The 16053-nt window shown below is 42.9% G+C and carries 11 protein-coding genes; 5 read left to right on the top strand and 6 right to left on the bottom strand.

Going from position 1 to position 16053, the window contains the following annotated elements; genetic code table 11:
- Positions 1-88 precede the first annotated feature (88 nt).
- A complete protein-coding gene (locus tag UH38_RS03000; protein ID WP_045053143.1) occupies positions 89-940 on the bottom strand; it encodes a universal stress protein in 852 nt (283 codons plus the stop codon).
- A 365-nt stretch (positions 941-1305) separates the two neighbouring features.
- On the opposite strand from UH38_RS03000, the gene UH38_RS02995 reads away from it, so the two are divergent.
- The 3 genes from UH38_RS02995 (at position 1306) to UH38_RS02985 (ending at position 6863) form a co-directional block, all read left to right on the top strand.
- A complete protein-coding gene (locus UH38_RS02995) occupies positions 1306-2484 on the top strand; it encodes an RNA-guided endonuclease TnpB family protein (protein WP_045053142.1) in 1179 nt (392 codons plus the stop codon).
- Positions 2485-2554: 70 nt separating this feature from the next.
- Entirely contained in the window at positions 2555-4177 is a 1623-nt protein-coding gene (locus UH38_RS02990; RefSeq protein WP_045053141.1) for a bifunctional ADP-dependent NAD(P)H-hydrate dehydratase/NAD(P)H-hydrate epimerase, read from the top strand.
- A 211-nt stretch (positions 4178-4388) separates the two neighbouring features.
- On the top strand, positions 4389-6863 hold the full coding sequence (locus UH38_RS02985; RefSeq protein WP_072044875.1) for an EAL domain-containing protein: 2475 nt from the start codon (positions 4389-4391) through the stop codon (positions 6861-6863).
- Here the strand turns inward: UH38_RS02985 and UH38_RS02980 are convergent, their stop codons facing one another.
- Both UH38_RS02980 and UH38_RS02975 read right to left on the bottom strand, forming a co-directional pair.
- On the bottom strand, positions 6864-8225 hold the full coding sequence (locus UH38_RS02980; protein ID WP_045053140.1) for an NAD(P)/FAD-dependent oxidoreductase: 1362 nt from the start codon (positions 8223-8225) through the stop codon (positions 6864-6866).
- A 162-nt stretch (positions 8226-8387) separates the two neighbouring features.
- Positions 8388-9071, bottom strand: coding sequence for a hypothetical protein (locus tag UH38_RS02975; protein WP_045053139.1), 684 nt, complete (start codon positions 9069-9071; stop codon positions 8388-8390).
- Positions 9072-9179: 108 nt separating this feature from the next.
- On the opposite strand from UH38_RS02975, the gene lpxD reads away from it, so the two are divergent.
- Entirely contained in the window at positions 9180-10217 is a 1038-nt protein-coding gene (gene lpxD / locus UH38_RS02970; RefSeq protein WP_045053138.1) for a UDP-3-O-(3-hydroxymyristoyl)glucosamine N-acyltransferase, read from the top strand.
- A gap of 203 nt (positions 10218-10420) precedes the next feature.
- The gene (locus UH38_RS02965; protein ID WP_045053137.1) at positions 10421-10939 is read left to right on the top strand and encodes an Hsp20/alpha crystallin family protein; all 519 of its coding nucleotides are present in this window, start codon (positions 10421-10423) and stop codon (positions 10937-10939) included.
- Between the two features lie 96 nt (positions 10940-11035).
- Here the strand turns inward: UH38_RS02965 and UH38_RS24625 are convergent, their stop codons facing one another.
- From UH38_RS24625 to UH38_RS02950, 3 genes are all read right to left on the bottom strand, one after another.
- Positions 11036-12883: a serine/threonine-protein kinase gene (locus UH38_RS24625; protein ID WP_052672233.1), complete on the bottom strand. Its 1848-nt coding sequence runs from the start codon at positions 12881-12883 to the stop codon at positions 11036-11038.
- A gap of 356 nt (positions 12884-13239) precedes the next feature.
- Complete coding sequence (locus tag UH38_RS24620) at positions 13240-15024, bottom strand: protein kinase domain-containing protein (RefSeq protein WP_052672232.1); 1785 nt, start codon at positions 15022-15024, stop codon at positions 13240-13242.
- 7 nt (positions 15025-15031) lie between these two features.
- Positions 15032-15940 (bottom strand): CoB--CoM heterodisulfide reductase iron-sulfur subunit B family protein, encoded by a 909-nt coding sequence (locus UH38_RS02950; protein WP_045053136.1) that lies wholly within the window; start codon positions 15938-15940, stop codon positions 15032-15034.
- Between the last annotated feature and the right edge of the window lie 113 nt (positions 15941-16053).

Below are 16053 nucleotides of genomic sequence, written 5' to 3'. Positions count from 1 at the left end.
TACACTATATACAGTGCAGGGATTTTTTTTAGCTACGTATTTAATAATTCGTAATTCGTAGTTCGTCACCGATCGCTGGTCACTGTCATTAACCAGCAGTACGTGCTAGTAATACAGGACAAGTAGCATTGACGCGCACGTAGTCAGACAAAGAAGAACTAACTAATCTATCTATATCAACAAAGCTTTTAGCAATCGAAGGACGGCGATCGGGTGAGCCAAGAATTAACAAATCTACATCATTTTCTTGAGCTAGACGGCAAATTTCTTCTGCAGGCTTGCTAGCACCGACGACAGCGCGAGTTTGTACGCCTTGTCTTTTCGCTTCGGCGATCGCAGGCGCTAAGATAGGATTGTTTTCTGCCTCTATTGTCGATACTTCCCCAGCTTTACTGCTCAAGTTTTTATCCACGTACGCCAAAATTAATTGACCGCCTTTAATATCGCGAGTTAGAAACAAAGCCAACTTTAAACATTCTTTAGCAGCTTCAGAACCATCCATCGCTACCATCACGCGCTTGATCTTTTTGATGTAGATGTCATCTTTTACCAACAACATCGGACGCGATGACAATTGAAAGACGTATTGACTGACTGAATTCGATAAAATAGATTGCAAGCGTTTCAAGCCGCGCGAACCCATAATAATTAGATCGGCATCTATTTCATCTGCTACTTGACAAACCACATCTTTAGGATCGCCCTGGCGTAGGATTGCCGTAACTTTGCTAGGGTCTAGATTTACAGTCTCTATCGCCGAACCAAGAATTTTACCTCCTTCCTCCCATTTAGCCGTCATCACTTGGGCAGTAGTTTGAGCCGGAACAACGTGTAAAACTGTTACATCTGCTTGTTGAATTGCTGGCACTTCTTTCAAAGTTTTCAGCATTTCTTCAGCGTGTCCTAGTCCAGAAACAGCTAACAATATTTTTTTTATCATGGCTCTGTTGTGTTTTTTAAGTTAGTTTACTTTTTGCTCAGTAGTTGGTATAGCACTGCTTCTACTTGCAAACTAATCCAGCCACCAGAGTAATAAACCAGGGATTTCATAATAAAACATCTTATCAACTTTGCTATCTAAGTATGACGATCTGTTATTTTTAATAAATATTATGAAGAATAAAAACTTCAGTAATTACGAATGCAGCTAAGTGTAATTTTGTCTACCTGAATGATGCTGAGAGCCTTCGATTTCTAATCGAGGGGTGAAAGCGCCAGGGCAGGCTTGAGCCTGCTATGTGTCTGGGTTGTGAATTAATTAAGCTATCCTACAGACTATTGCAGGATAGCAGCTATAATAATCGCATGGCAGAACTAACCTTGACACTTAAGCTTCCTTTCTATCGACTCAACAAAGTCAAAGCACTTGAGTTTGAGCGGCTCACTGCTGTCAACACTCAAATTGCTAACAACCTGTTGGAGTTCGACAAGAAAGAGCGCAAAAAGTTAACAAGTGCTGCTTTCAAGCATATTGAGATTGGCTCGATGTGGATCAATCAAACCATCCGAAACACCAACGCTAAGACTAAGGTGAAGCATTTCAAGCGAATGTGGCTAGAAGTGAATAATCAGGGTTACGAAGTGTTGAAAGCGGGTGATTTGTACACGCTTTGTTTCAGTCTCTATCGAGGCAGGAAAGGAAGAATTCCCCTAGAAGTTCATTCGGCTTCGTATTCTGAAACATTAGACAAGCTGATTGCCCGCAAAGCCAAGTTAGGTTCACTCAAGATATGCAAGTCGAAGAAAGGAATTTGGTATGCACTGGTCTCTGTATCGATGGATGTTCCCGATACAATGCCAGTTGAAAGCTGGATCGGAGTGGATAGGGGGCAAAACAATATTGCGGTTGCTGCACTGCCGAAAGGGTTTGGCAAGTTTTGGAAAGGTGGGCGGGTGAAAGGGTTGAGACGACGGTTTCAACGTACCCGCAAGAAACTTCAACAAGCCAAGCAACTGAAAGAAGTCAAGCGACTAGAGCAACGAGAACGACGAATCATGACGCATATCAATCACGTCATCTCAAAAGAGTTAGTGCAGTTTGCACAGGACTTTGAGATGGGATTGCAGTTTGAGGAGTTGAGCGCAATTCGACAAACCTCGAAACAACGCAAGAAAACCAAGTCGGATGCTGCAAATAACCGTGATAACTGGGCGTTCTATCAGCTAGAGAAGTTTACTCGATACAAAGCTATTCGTGCAGGTGTGCCTGTGCAATCAGTTCCAGCCCCATACACGAGCAAGTCAGATCACCGAAATGGTGTGATTGGCAAGCGTAACGGGGACTGGTTCAAAGGTTTTGATGGGTATCGCTGCAATGCTGATTGGAATGCCTCACAAAATATTGGTCAATGGTGCGGTTTTTCTTGCCATCTGAGTCTTCAGAGCGCTGTAGCTGCAATGGTTATGGCTGATTCAGAGGGTGCGGTCAATGACAGTCCGCAATCTAGTGAAGCGTCTAATCGGGCGGATTCATCCCCCGCTTAGACAACCACTAGAATCCGTTGTGCTTCAGCTAACGGAGTGTCAAATATATTAGTTACAAATAGCGATCGCTATGGACAGGCAAAAGAAAATCGAGCAGGTTGTTGTCAGCGCCCAACAGATGCGCGACATCGAAGGGCGGATATTTGCCGCCGGAATGCCCGTCGCTGCATTAATGGAAAAAGTCGGCAGATTAATCGCCCACCGCATCGTAGAGACGTTGCATGCAACGTCTCTACGGGGTTGCGCGGGCATTCTCGTCGGACCTGGACACAACGGCGGCGACGCGCTAGTTGTCGCCCGTGAATTGCATTTTCAAGGCTACCAGGTAGCTATTTGTGCGCCTTTCTCTAAATTTAAAGAACTAACTACAAGTCACCTCCAATACGCAGAAAGTATCGGCATTAGGCGTTATGACTCAGTAGAGGAGCTATTAGCCCACTGTGACATCTTAATTGATGGCTTATTTGGATTGGGCTTAGAACGACATCTTACAGGCTCAGTAGCTACCGCTATTGACCAAATTAATCAATCTTCCCTGCCAATTATCAGCATCGACTTACCTTCAGGCTTGCATACAGATACAGGCGAAGCATTAGGAACGGCTATTCGGGCAAATTATACTTGGTGCTTGGGATTGTGGAAACTTGGTTTACTTCAAGATCGCGCTTTAGAATATATCGGCAACGCAGAATTAATTGATTTTGATATTCCCTTAGCAGATATTCAAGCAGTATTAGGCGACGCACCGAGTATAGGTAGAGTCACAAAGGAACTTGCGATCGCAACTTTACCCCTGCGTCGTCCTCCTGTTACGCATAAATACAAACAAGGGCATCTATTATTAATTTGTGGTTCCTTTCGCTATGCTGGCGGCGCAATTTTAACTGGACTAGGAGCAAGAGCAAGTGGTGTAGGGATGCTGTCAATTGCCGTACCCGAATCGCTCAAACCCTTACTTGTCGCGCAACTGCCTGATGCTTTAATTGTTGGTTGTCCTGAAACAGCCGCAGGGGCGATCTCTAGCTTACAATTACCAGAAAACACCGATCTTAATGACTTTGATGCGATCGCTGTAGGTCCTGGTTTAACAATAGAAGCAACACCCACAGTTGAACAAGTATTAAAGTGCGATCGCACTCTAATTCTAGATGCCGATGGTTTGAATATCTTGGCAAAGCTGGGAACTATCCCCACATTAACTCAGCGCTCGGCAAAAACAATTTTGACTCCTCATGCTGGGGAATTTAAACGCTTGTTTCCCGATGCTGGCGATCCAGTAGGCGATCGCATCGGTGCAGTTAAGGCAGCAGCTTCAATCAGCAATGCTGTAGTGTTATTAAAAGGGGCAAGAACGGCGATCGCTCATCCTACAGGGATGGTATGGATTAACCCTGAAAGTACCCCAGCATTAGCTCGTGGTGGTAGTGGCGATGTGCTAACGGGGTTAATGGGTGGATTAATTGCTCAAGCTCAAGCAGCAGAAAATATTGCGATTGATTCTACTTTTGAGATATTTAAGCAATCCGATCGGCAAATAACTATAGATGCGATCGCCTCTGTCGCTGCTTGGTGGCATTCTCAAGCCGGAATTAAAGCCGAAAGCGATCGCAGCGTCATGGGAGTAGATGCTTTTACTTTGACACATTATTTACTCCCTGTAGTGTCTGAACTTAGGCTTGTCGGCTCTAATTAATTTTGACTTTTTAAAATCCTTTTAATCATCATTAGCTAGAATTATCTCTTCTAGCAACCAAAAGTCTACCTTTGTAATGTCGAATCAGTAAATCTAAGCTGTCATTCTAAACAAAGATTTTAGTGGTAAATCTTATAACATTGAAACTTTTTAACTTAAAAAAGCTAATGATAAGTGGTTCCTATACGTATTATATGTTGGAGCAGTAAGTATGCCGAGCAAGGAAATCCTTCAGGTAAGCCAAGCTCTAACAGCTACTTACGACTGGCGCTTAGTTATCCTTTCCCTAGTAATTGCTATTGTCAGCAGCTACACAGCTTTAGATTTAGCAAAACAAGTACCTTTAGCAGTTGGACGTGCAAGTAAGCTGTGGCTGACAGGAGCAGCGATCGCTTTGGGTATTAGCGTGTGGCTGATGCATTTCATCGCTATGTTAGCCTACGAGCTACAAATACCTGTCAACTACAACTTTTACATCGTCTTTCTGTCAATGTTAGTGGCGATCGCTTGTTGTGGTATTGGACTATCATTTGTCACCAAACAACCCCTAAATTGGCTGCAATTCTTAGCAGGAGGTAGTTTTGTCGCGCTAGGAATTGTCGGTATGCACTTTACGGCAATGATGGGGATGGAACTTGCGGCAGTACCAGTATATGACTTAAAAATTGTCGCCTTTGCTAATTTATCTACAGTCGTATTTTGCTTTGGTGCTTTATGGCTTGCCTTCCATCCTACAGCCGAGAGAGTTGCAGCAAATATCCGTAATATTGGCAGTGCAATTTTATCGGGGTTAGCAATTGACTCGCTGCATTATACAGCCATGAAGGCGGTCAAATTTTACCCCAACGCTAGGTTACTAAAAGCGCAGCCAACTGGAGACGGTGATTATGTACTGGCGATCGCTATTAGTATTGCGGCTTTAATTATTTTGGCGCTAGCTTCTTTAGCTTCCTTTTTTGGGCAACGGCTAAGTGCTGAAATTGCTAAAGCTGAAGCTTTGCAGGAAAGCGAAGAACTATATCAAAACTTGTACGACTTTGCTCCTGATGCCTATTTAACAATTGCTGCTGATGGCAAAATCGTCTCTATAAATCAGTATGGTGCGGAAGCTTTAGGATATCGCAAAGAAGAGTTGATGGATCGGGACTTTTCTTGCCTTGTCTACGAAAGCGATCGCGAACATTTTCAACAATTATTTACTAGCATTTTTAGCGAAAAATTAGCACTGGTGGAAACTGAAGTCCGCAAAATTCGCAAAGACGGCTCGGTTATTTGGGAACGCCAGCGCAGCCAACTAATTTCCAACGATGACGGCGAACCTCTGGAATTGCGGATGATTTGCCGAGATATTACCGAACGCAAGCAGGTAGAAGAACAGTTGCGTCAAAATGCATTTCACGACGCGCTCACAGGCTTACCCAATCGCATCCTATTTATGGATCGCTTAGAGCAAGCGATCGGACATACGAAAAGACACAAGGATCACTTATTTGCTGTGCTTTTTCTCGATTTAGATCGTTTTAAAGTCATCAACGATAGTTTAGGGCATTTGACAGGCGATCGCTTGCTAGTTGAATTAGCCAATCGCCTCAAGTTGTGCCTGCGTCAATCAGATACAGTTGCTCGTCTCGGTGGTGACGAATTTACAATTTTATTGCCAGATATTGAAGATAGCAATGATGCTGTGCGGGTTGCCGAGCGGATTCATGAGGAATTGAGCTTACCTTTTGCCCTAGATGCAAATGAAATATATACTTCAGCAAGTATTGGCATTACTTTGAGTACAACAGGCTATGACTGTGCTGAAGAAGTTTTGAGAGATGCTGATATTGCCATGTACCGAGCTAAAAGCCAAGGAGCAGCGCGCTATGAGATATTTAACTCAGATATGCACGCTCAAGCAGTTACGCTTTTGCAGTTAGAAACCGATCTGCGTCTTGCTATTGAACGTCAGGAATTTTGCTTGCAATATCAACCGATAATTGCCTTAGAAAGTGGCAAAATAGCGGGTTTTGAAGCACTAATCCGCTGGCAGCATCCCCAAAAAGGATTATTGTTACCAGATAATTTTTTACTGGCAGCTATAGAAACAGGATTGCTGGTTCCTCTTTGTCAGTGGGTAATTCGCACAGCTTGCCTAGAAGCAAGCCAATGGCGATCTCAGTTTCCCGATCTATCCTTAACAATCAATGTCAATCTTGCTAGCCAACATTTTCAGCAATCCAATCTCAGCCAAGAAATTGCCCAAGTTTTGCAAGATACAAATTTAGATGCATCTATGTTGAAGTTAGAAATTACCGAAAGTCTAATTATGGCAAGTGCTGAGGCGGCAACTGCAATGCTCTACCAGTTGAAAGATTTAGGTATTGATTTATCTATTGATGACTTTGGTACTGGGTATTCATCTTTAGCTAGGTTGCACCATTTTCCGATTGATGAATTAAAAATCGATCGCTCTTTTGTCAACAACATGAGCAACGATCCAGGAAATTCAGAAATAGTTGAGGCAATTATCGCCCTAGCGCAAAAGCTAAACTTGGATGTTACAGCAGAAGGCATAGAAACTTCCGAGCAATTAGCAAAACTTAGAGCCTTAAAATGCAAATACGGGCAAGGATTTTTCTTTTCTTGCCCGTTGGATAGCGAAAGTGTTAAAGAGTTAGTTTTAGCAAACCCTCAATGGTAACTAGACATTGACAGTGGTTTTGTTATTCACTGAGGCAAAGCGATCGCTGATTCGCTCCTCTCCATTAACTGTTAGCAGCGATTCGCCTGTAATTAACCGCGCTCCTCTGTTGCGTGTCCAATAGTTCCAACCCCATTGCAACATAACAATTAGCTTGTTGTCATATTCAATCAAAAAGTAGATGTGGACAAATACCCATGTCAGCCATGCTAGTATTCCCGAAAACTTGACAAATCCTAAATCGACAACTGCTGCATTTCTGCCAATTACAGCCAAGCTACCGCGATCTAAGTAACGAAATGGTACGCTGCCATTACCTTTGAGCTTTTGTTGAATTAGCGTTGCTACATAGTTTCCCGCTTGCATAGCTACAGGTGCAACGCCTGGTAATGGTTTGCCAGTTTGGTGCGAAAAATTAGCCAAGTCGCCGACTACATAAATATTCGGATGTCCGGCTACGCTTAGATCTGATTCAACTATAACTCTACCAGCGCGATCGAGTTGGGCGCCCGTACGTTCGGCGAGAATTTTTCCCATTGGCGACGCTTTTACACCTGCTGCCCATAAAATTGTTTTGGCTGGGAGTTGTTCTACACTGTCTCCCTGGCGCATAGTCACAATATCATCAGCAATATTGGTAACTAGAGTTTTTGTTTGTACAGTTACACCTAGCTTAGTTAGCGATGTTTCTGCTTTTGCCGATAATTCTGGCGCATAAGGTGGCAATATCCGATCCATCCCTTCGAGGAGTAAGATTTGCGCTTCGGATGTATCGATGTTGCGGAAATCCTTTTTTAAAGTAGTGTAGGCAAGTTCGGCGATCGCTCCTGCTAACTCTACCCCAGTTGGTCCGCCGCCGACAACTACAAATGTTAGCCAAGCGCGGCGTTTTTCTGGATCTGTTTCTTTTTCTGCTGCTTCAAAGGCAAGAAATATCTTCCGGCGCATTTCTAGCGCATCTTCGACAGTTTTCAAGCCTGGCGCGACTTTTTCCCAGTGTTCGTTACCAAAGTAAAAATGGCTCACACCTGTCGCTACAATCAAGCTGTCGTAGGTTATTGCTTCATTTTGTAAGATAACTTTTTGCTCTTTAGTATCAACGTCAACTACTTCACCCATCAGCACTTTAGTATTCTGGCTGTGATTTAGCACCGATCGCAAAGGTGAGGAAATATCGGCAGGAGATAGCGTACCTGTAGCGACTTGATAAAGTAAGGGCTGAAATAGATGGAAGTTGCGTTTATCAATCAGCGTGACATTAACATTGTTATTGCGACTGAGTGCTTTAGCTGCATAAAGTCCGCCAAAGCCGCCACCAATAACTACAACATGATGCGCTTTATTTTCGACGGCATTTGCCATAGCAAGTTAAATCCTTAAATAATTCTTATAAGTATTTATACTAATTTACATTACTTTACTTAAAATAGCAGTAGCGATCGCTACGAGGCAAATAATATCGTAGCAATTGGGCATCCAAGCGTGTGAAGTGCGATCGTCTAATTGTGGTGACACCCAACAAACTCAACAATTACGAATTACATCTATTACTGCATAACATTCGGCAACTGAATCCCCCCGCTGCATCGCTTGAACTAAAGCTTCGTAAGCTGTCCAATTTTCTCGCAACAGAGTTCGAGCTTGCAAAGCGCAAAACCGCTGTTTCTGCTCCAAAGCCGCAGGCGAAAAACCTAAAGGTGCAAGCACAGTGCAAAGTTTACTCAAATCGTCCGCGCCACCTTCAGCATTGTCATAAACCAAGCGCTCGGCAGCAATACCCGCCATCCAAATCGTGCAATAACGGTCTAGTAATTGGGCTGACAATGCCCCTTGTCGTAGCTCGGATGCTAATTCATCATCAGCAAAACTTACGCCACCTTGTCCGGGCTGCTTTTGCTTCAGAGCTTCCCAAGCACTAAGAGCATATCCAGTAACGGGAATATCTAGCAGCCGCGCCATCAAAAAATGTCCGGCTTCGTGGTGGACTATGCGATCGCGATATTGCGGTGAAATTCTCGCTAGCGTATCTACTACCAAAGCCCCGCCCTTACCTTGTAAGCCAAAACTATCCAAAGTTGCTAGCCCCAATAAAGAGAAAGTAGCGATCGCCGGGACAGTAGGAGACAAGTTAAACAAAGGTCCAGCTAAACTCGAAAGCGTGACCAGAAAAATAGAGACTGCAACTAAATTAAGAGAAGTTTGGCTCATGGGTAACTAAAGCGCAACACCTTTATTATCAGCTATACTTCAATCCTCTTCATCTTTGCGTTCTTCGCGTCTTTGCGGTTCAATTATGTAAAACTTGAACGCACAACGATGAAATTCAGCGAACTTATCCGCCATCTCAGCGACAGCAGTACATCCAACAGCCAGCAAATCGATCTAGAAATTACCGGAGTAGCAGCCGTAGACGAAGCAACACCCAATACCCTCAGCTACATAGAAGGAGCCAAATTTGTCTCCCAAATAAGCACAACCAAAGCCAGTGCCTTAATTTTGCCTGCAGATGAAGCTTTGCAAGCCCAAGCCCAATCGCGAGGAATAGCATGGATCGCTACCCCAGAACCGCGCTTATTATTTGCCAAAGCGATCGCTCTATTTTACCAACCATATCGCCCCGCGCCCGCAATTGCTCCTAGCGCGGTCATTCATCCTTCAGCCCAAATAGGCAAAGACGTTTATATTGGCGCTCATGTAGTCATTGAAGCTAGAGTACAAATAGGCAATCGCGCCTGTATCCACCCTAACGTAGTAATTTATCCAGACGTACAAATAGGCGATCGCACTACTCTACACGCCAACTGCACGATCCACGAACGCACTCAAATTGGTGCAGACTGCGTAATTCATAGCGGCGCAGTTATCGGCGCTGAAGGTTTTGGCTTTGTACCCACAGCTACGGGCTGGTACAAAATGGAACAGTCTGGCATTACTGTGTTAGAAGACAGCGTAGAAGTAGGCTGCAATAGCAACATAGATCGCCCAGCAGTAGGGGAAACGCGAGTTAAGAAAAACACTATTATTGATAACCTAGTGCAAATTGGTCACGGTTGTCAGATCGGGGAAAACTGCGCCCTAGCTGGACAAGTAGGTTTAGCTGGTGGAGTACAAGTAGGCGATCGCGTTATCTTAGCAGGACAAGTAGGGGTAGTAAATCAAGTCAAAATTGGCAATGGGGCGATCGCTTCTGCTAAAGCTGGAGTACATAGCGACATAGAACCAGGAGCGATCGTTGCTGGAGTTCCAGCCGTTTCCCACAAGCTATTTGTCAAAGCTGCAGCTATCTACAATCGCCTGCCAGAAATGTATCAAACTCTCAAACAATTGCAAAAGAAACTAGGTGAAAAATCATAGTAAATGTCTGCAAAATACGCCAAAACTGGTAGGGTTTGCCCCACCTGTTCAACTATGCAAATAAGTCAATATAAATTCAGAGGCAAGAGACATCAAGCCTAACAAAAATCAAAATTTATCGGTTCAATGTATGGCTCTAGTCTCGCCGCCTAAATAAACATTTGATTTAGTGTTTCTAGATTGTTATTGAGGTAACTTGACTTATGCGATTAGTACGTTGGCAACCTTTCCCCGAAATGGAATCTTTGCGCCGTCAAATGGATAGAATGTTTGACGAACTAGCAGGATTTGAGCGTAAATCTGATACAGATTGGACACCTGCAATTGAAATGCAAGATCGCGGAGATAGCTTACTTGTTCGCGCTGAAATTCCTGGTGTCGAAGCTAAAGATATAGACATTCAAGTAGCGCGAGAAGCTGTATCTATTGCTGGCGAACACCGCTACGAGAAGAAAATAGAAGAAAAAGGATTTTTCCGTTCAGAACTCCGCTATGGTAGTTTCCAACGCACAATTCCTTTACCTGTTGCTGTGGAAAATACTCAAGTCCAAGCTGAGTTTAAAGATGGCATATTAGAACTTACGCTTCCTAAAGTTCAAGAAGCCAAACAGAAGGTAGTAAAAGTTAGTTTGGGTGCGGATAACCAAGCAGCAATTTCTAGTTCAGAAGCCAACGCGCAAACTGCCACCGATGCACAGCAGTCTGCAACTTCTAACAACTAAGACGAGCGTAACTATATCTGCAATTAACTAATTTGCCGCCAAGTAGTACATAGCGATAAAAGCTAAACTACTTGGCGGTTATTTTTAACAAGTATCTTACTTCAAGTCTACTTGCGTAAATACTAGCGCGGGGCAAACATTAGGAGTGCTACCACCGCCTAGACATTCTGCCTGCAATGTAATATCTTGAGCGCTAGCAACATTGATGCCCCAAGACTTGATTTGTCCTTTGCCTACATTTACCGAACCGATGTTTTGGCTATCGAGATAAACTGTTAACCTAACTTGAGGGCTTTTCCGCGCCTTGGTAATGTATTGATTTTTGTCGTTAATGCCAAAAGCTAAGTTTAAACTACTAAACTGAGATGCTCCAGGGGAATTAAGTTGACAAGCTACACCTGCAGGTGTGTCGGTTGTAATTTGATTAGTTGCTGAATTATTAGAGTTTTGGCTACCAAGTTCAGCTATTGCAGTCACCGATCTTTTACCTATAGTTAAGCGTCTGAGAGATTCTACAAATGATTGACTGTTACCTGCGGCGCTAGTAGTCGAACATTGTACTTCAGTTAGCGGTACGGCTTGGATTTGTGGATTAGGTGCAGAAGCAACTTTTTTTGGTGAATCTACTGGTTTAGGTGCAGTATATACTCTTGTAGTTGTTCCAGATGATGGCGGGATAGGACTTGGCGAGGTAATAGATTGCGGTAAATCTGAGTTAGGGATTGAAGCTTGCGGACTAGGTACTGGGCGCGAAGTAGAAGTTGATGGGCTAGGGTTAGATGAAGTTGTGGGCGATGTTAGCGTCGTTGTAGGCGAGGGTATCGGTGTGAATATAGTATTAGGAGTTTGAGTTGCTACAGGTTGGGGGATATCCGCAGGATTTGTTGGGGTTGCAGTTGTTCGTTCTGCTTGCGGCGGCTTTATTTGCCCGGACATATACAAAGTTGCCCCTACTGTTGCTGGAATTAATAGCAGCAACAATAGTATATTCAGCGGTTGTCGTCTTGGTACTTCCGCTCTAATAGTTTGAATAACAGGCTGTTGCGGTGGTGCAGCTATAGGAAAACTAGATGTAGTTGCTTGTTTTTTTGTAATGTTTAATACGGTGGTTGCAGCCCCGCTATTATGCAAGCTTTTTAAGTCGTTTAATACTTCATCTACAAACTGATAGCGATCGCGAAAATGCGATCGCACCATTTTATTCAAGATTGTTGCTAGGCGATCGCTTACTTGTGCTTGGTGCTGCCAAACTATTTCCCCTGATTGACTGTCTTCTACAAGCTGGGCTGGCGACAACTGCGTTAAAGCTTGAACTGCTGTTATCCCTAATGCATAAATATCGCTACTAAAGCGTGGTTTACCCCCTAGTTGCTCGTTTGGTACGTACCCTGGAGTACCAACGGCAATTGTTGGGTAGCTGTTGGTTTGCTTGTTTGCAGGCAAATTCTGGATTTCTTTTACTACACCAAAGTCAATCAAAACAATTTTGCCATCTCGCCTGCGTCTAATTAAATTTGATGGTTTGATATCCCTATGAATAACGTTTTGCTCGTGAACGAATTTTAAAGTTGATAATACATCTTCCAGAAATGATATTACTTGTTCTTCTCGCCAGCGCCTACCTACGGCAATTTCTTGGCTAAGATCGTGTCCTTCGATAAATTCTTGGACTAAGAAAAATTGATTGTCTTCTTCAAAGTGGGCTAAAAGTTGAGGAATTTGGTCATTGTTTCCTAACTTATAGAGAATTTCTGCTTCGTTATTGAATAATCTTTGGGCTGCTCTTAGTACAGTTTGAGAATTGGAATTGGGTCGTAATTGCTTGACAACACAGATTGGTTTGCCTGGGCGATCGCCATCTTCTGCCAAAAAGGTTTCGCCAAATCCACCGCGTCCTAAGAGTTTGGTAATTTTATAGCGCCCCCTAAGTACTGTGCTTTGCATAAAATTTACCCAATCTTTCAGTAACTGCTAATTCTGCTAAATTTTTTGACAAGTTTTTGCATATTAACTGGTTTTGTCCTAATAATCATTAAAATCTATTAACTTTTTTGGCGAAGTGGATTATATTTAACGAGATGCAAACAACTGCTAATTTGTCAATAGATAGATATAGTAATTGGTTGGTACTAATTCTAATTTTGGCACAAGCGATCGTGTTTGCAATGCGTATCAAATCGACGCACTAAGATAAAAATTACATAAGGTGTAAGTGACGCATTAATTCAGAACAAGTAGAGAAAAGCTGCAAACATACCTTAGTAGATATTTTTCTCCTACTCAATCTTGACAAATACAAGTTACTTTAAATCGGCTTGAGTGAATACAAGTGCAGGACATAATTCAAATTGTTGACCGTAAGTACCCGTGCCGACGCTTCTGCTAGTATAAGCGTCTCCTTTTATACATTCAGCTTGTAGAGCAATGTTTTGAACGTTAGTAACGTCAATATTCCAAAATTGCTTTCCACCTCTGATTACTTCTTTTGAACCTATATTTTTTTGATTGGCGTAAGCTGTTAGTCTAATTTTACTTGCTTGACCTATATATAAACTTGTATTACTTACTCCAACAGCCAAAGTAAGCCTGCGGTATTGAGAACCTGATTCTGGAGGCTCTAGATTACAGGCGACTCCTGCGGGAGTGCTAACTAAGATAGCAATATCTGAACCTAACTGACTTTCAAAATTGAAACTACTAAGTGTAGCCACAGGAGTAACAACCTCTTGACCAATTGTTAGACCCTTTGTTGTATTTTGTGAGAGTTTTTGGAAAGATTGATAATTTGGAGCAGCATTTGTAGTCAGGCAATTCATTTCAGTTATTGATACAATGCTCTGTCCTTGTGCTAGTGATACAGGACTAATTTCAGGTGTTGCTGATGTAATAGCCGAAGGGCTTGATTCTGGAGTAGTTGGAGAATAAGGACTTGCAACTGGTGTTTCTACAAGTTCAGGGCTTGCTATAGTTTCAGGGCTTGGTTGAGTTGGTGCTTGCGCTACAGGCTGACTAGCAGGTTTAGATTGTAGGTAATCAACTAGCTGAGAAACACCTAAAGTAGCTGCAACAGCACCCATAATTGATAAAGCGATCGCAAATCCAAAAGAGTGCTTGGGTTTTGGCTCGTCTGGCGCAGTGTTACTGACAACAGATTGCTGTCTGGTTGTAACAGATTGTTGTTTGGTTTGCTTTGAAATAACTGTACTACCGCCATTTGCTTGCTTGCTTTTAGATTGAGGAGCAGTTTGAGCTTGGGGAGGATTAGCTAGAGCGTATATGTCTTCCAATACTTCAATTGCAGACTGATAGCGATCGCGATACTGGGGTTTCACCATTTTGTCTATAATAGCCGCTAGGCGATCGCTTACTTTTGCTTGCTCTCGCCATACAACCTCGTCTGTCTCCTCATTTTCTGGTAGTCTTTCTGGAGGTGTGCCAGTTAAAGCTTGGATCGCTGTCATTCCTACTGCATAAATATCGCTACTAAGACGAGGTTTTCCTAGTCTTTGTTCTGGTGGCATATACCCTTGCGTGCCAATGCCAACTGTAAGATGAGTATTTCCTTGGGTATTGACTATAGTCTGGATTTCTTTTACCGCGCCAAAGTCAATCAAAACCATCTTGCCATCTTGCTTGCGCCTAATTATGTTGGCTGGCTTGATGTCGCGATGAATGACCTTTTGCTGATGGACGAAAGCTAAAATTCCTAAGATATCCTTTAAAAAGGAAGTTACTTGAGATTCATTCCAGCATCTACCTGCAGCGAACTCTTTGCTTAAGTCTTGACCGTCAACACAGTCTTGAACTAAATAGAAATTGCTATCTTCCTCAAAGTGAGCTAGTAAGCGAGGAATTTGGCTGTGGCGATCGCCTAAATTGTACAAAGCTTGAGCTTCCGTGTTAAAAAAGCGCTTTGCTATTTCTAATTCCTTAACAGAATTAAAAGTTGCGTGTAATTTCTTAACAACACATTTAGGGTGGCTGGGACGGTCTAAATCCTCTGCTAAATACGTTTCGCCAAATCCGCCTCTACCTAAATTTCGGATAATCTTATAGCGTCCTCTAAGTACATCTTCGTTCTGCATAAAATCGCTATGCTATCCCTAACTTTTCTAAAATTGGTTTAGTTGAAACTATATGTCGCTCTAATCCTAGTTGTTTGGGTGGAATACCCAGCGATAAAGCAATTAATTGGGATAAGTGTAACACGGGCAATTTAAGCTGCTTGCCAATGACTTTTTCTACTTCTGGCTGGCGAGAATCAAGATTGAGATGGCACAAAGGACAAGGCGTAACCATACAGTCAGCACCTTCGGCTAATGCCTCTTGAATATGCATTCCTGCCATTTTGAACGATTCGGTAGTAGCATAACTAGCTAGGGGCCATCCACAGCATTGCGTCCGACCGCGATAATAAACTGGTGTTGCGCCAATAGCGCGAAATACATTTTCCATCGCTTCAGGTCTAATCGGGTCATCGTAAGGCATTGACGACTGAGCGCGGAGCAGATAACAGCCATAAAAGGCTGCACATTTCAATCCTTGCAGGTTTTTTGTAACTTTGCGTTGAATTTCTTCAATACCATAATCAGCAACTAAAGCATATAACAAGTGCTTTACTTCGGTACTTCCTTGATATGGCGAGCAGCCTTCCTTTTGCAAAAAGCCGTTAACTTGCGTAACATAAGCTGGATTTTGTTGTTGAGCTTGTTTCAGACGTTCGTCAACATGACCAATCACGCCTTGACAAGTGCTGCAATGCGTAAGTAAAGGTAAATTTAAAGATTCTGCTAGGGCAATATTACGAGCGTTAACAGTATCTTCTAGCAGTTGAGAGTCTTCTTTATAAGTACCAGAACCGCAGCAGGCAGCTTTTTTAAGTTCTACAAGTTCAATTCCCAATGCTTGAGTAAGAGCTTGCGTAGACTGATAAAGCTCCTTGCAAGCTCCTTGCGCGACACAACCAGGAAAGTAAGCGTATCTTAAATTTTGAAATGACATAGCTAGAAGTAGTTTTGAGTTTTGAGTTTTGAGTTGAGTTGCGAAGAGTAATAGTAGTTGATCCCCCTGTAGTCCCCCTTGTCCCCTCTCCAATCATGGACAATTGGAAAACA

The sequence above is a fragment of the Aliterella atlantica CENA595 genome (assembly GCF_000952155.1).
In the GTDB taxonomy this organism is placed as follows: domain Bacteria; phylum Cyanobacteriota; class Cyanobacteriia; order Cyanobacteriales; family Chroococcidiopsidaceae; genus Aliterella; species Aliterella atlantica.
The sequence above is the reverse complement of the archived record's forward strand: the minus strand, read 5'-3'. Positions and strand labels throughout refer to the sequence as shown.

Coding starts and splice junctions, on each gene's coding strand:
- UH38_RS03000 (WP_045053143.1), bottom strand. CDS start 940: ATGATAAAAAAAATATTGTTAGCTGTTTCTGGACTAGGACACGCTGAA.
- UH38_RS02975 (WP_045053139.1), bottom strand. CDS start 9,071: ATGAGCCAAACTTCTCTTAATTTAGTTGCAGTCTCTATTTTTCTGGTC.
- UH38_RS24620 (WP_052672232.1), bottom strand. CDS start 15,024: ATGCAGAACGAAGATGTACTTAGAGGACGCTATAAGATTATCCGAAAT.
- UH38_RS24625 (WP_052672233.1), bottom strand. CDS start 12,883: ATGCAAAGCACAGTACTTAGGGGGCGCTATAAAATTACCAAACTCTTA.
- UH38_RS02985 (WP_072044875.1), top strand. CDS start 4,389: ATGCCGAGCAAGGAAATCCTTCAGGTAAGCCAAGCTCTAACAGCTACT.
- UH38_RS02950 (WP_045053136.1), bottom strand. CDS start 15,940: ATGTCATTTCAAAATTTAAGATACGCTTACTTTCCTGGTTGTGTCGCG.
- UH38_RS02990 (WP_045053141.1), top strand. CDS start 2,555: ATGGACAGGCAAAAGAAAATCGAGCAGGTTGTTGTCAGCGCCCAACAG.
- UH38_RS02965 (WP_045053137.1), top strand. CDS start 10,421: ATGCGATTAGTACGTTGGCAACCTTTCCCCGAAATGGAATCTTTGCGC.
- lpxD (WP_045053138.1), top strand. CDS start 9,180: ATGAAATTCAGCGAACTTATCCGCCATCTCAGCGACAGCAGTACATCC.
- UH38_RS02995 (WP_045053142.1), top strand. CDS start 1,306: ATGGCAGAACTAACCTTGACACTTAAGCTTCCTTTCTATCGACTCAAC.
- UH38_RS02980 (WP_045053140.1), bottom strand. CDS start 8,225: ATGGCAAATGCCGTCGAAAATAAAGCGCATCATGTTGTAGTTATTGGT.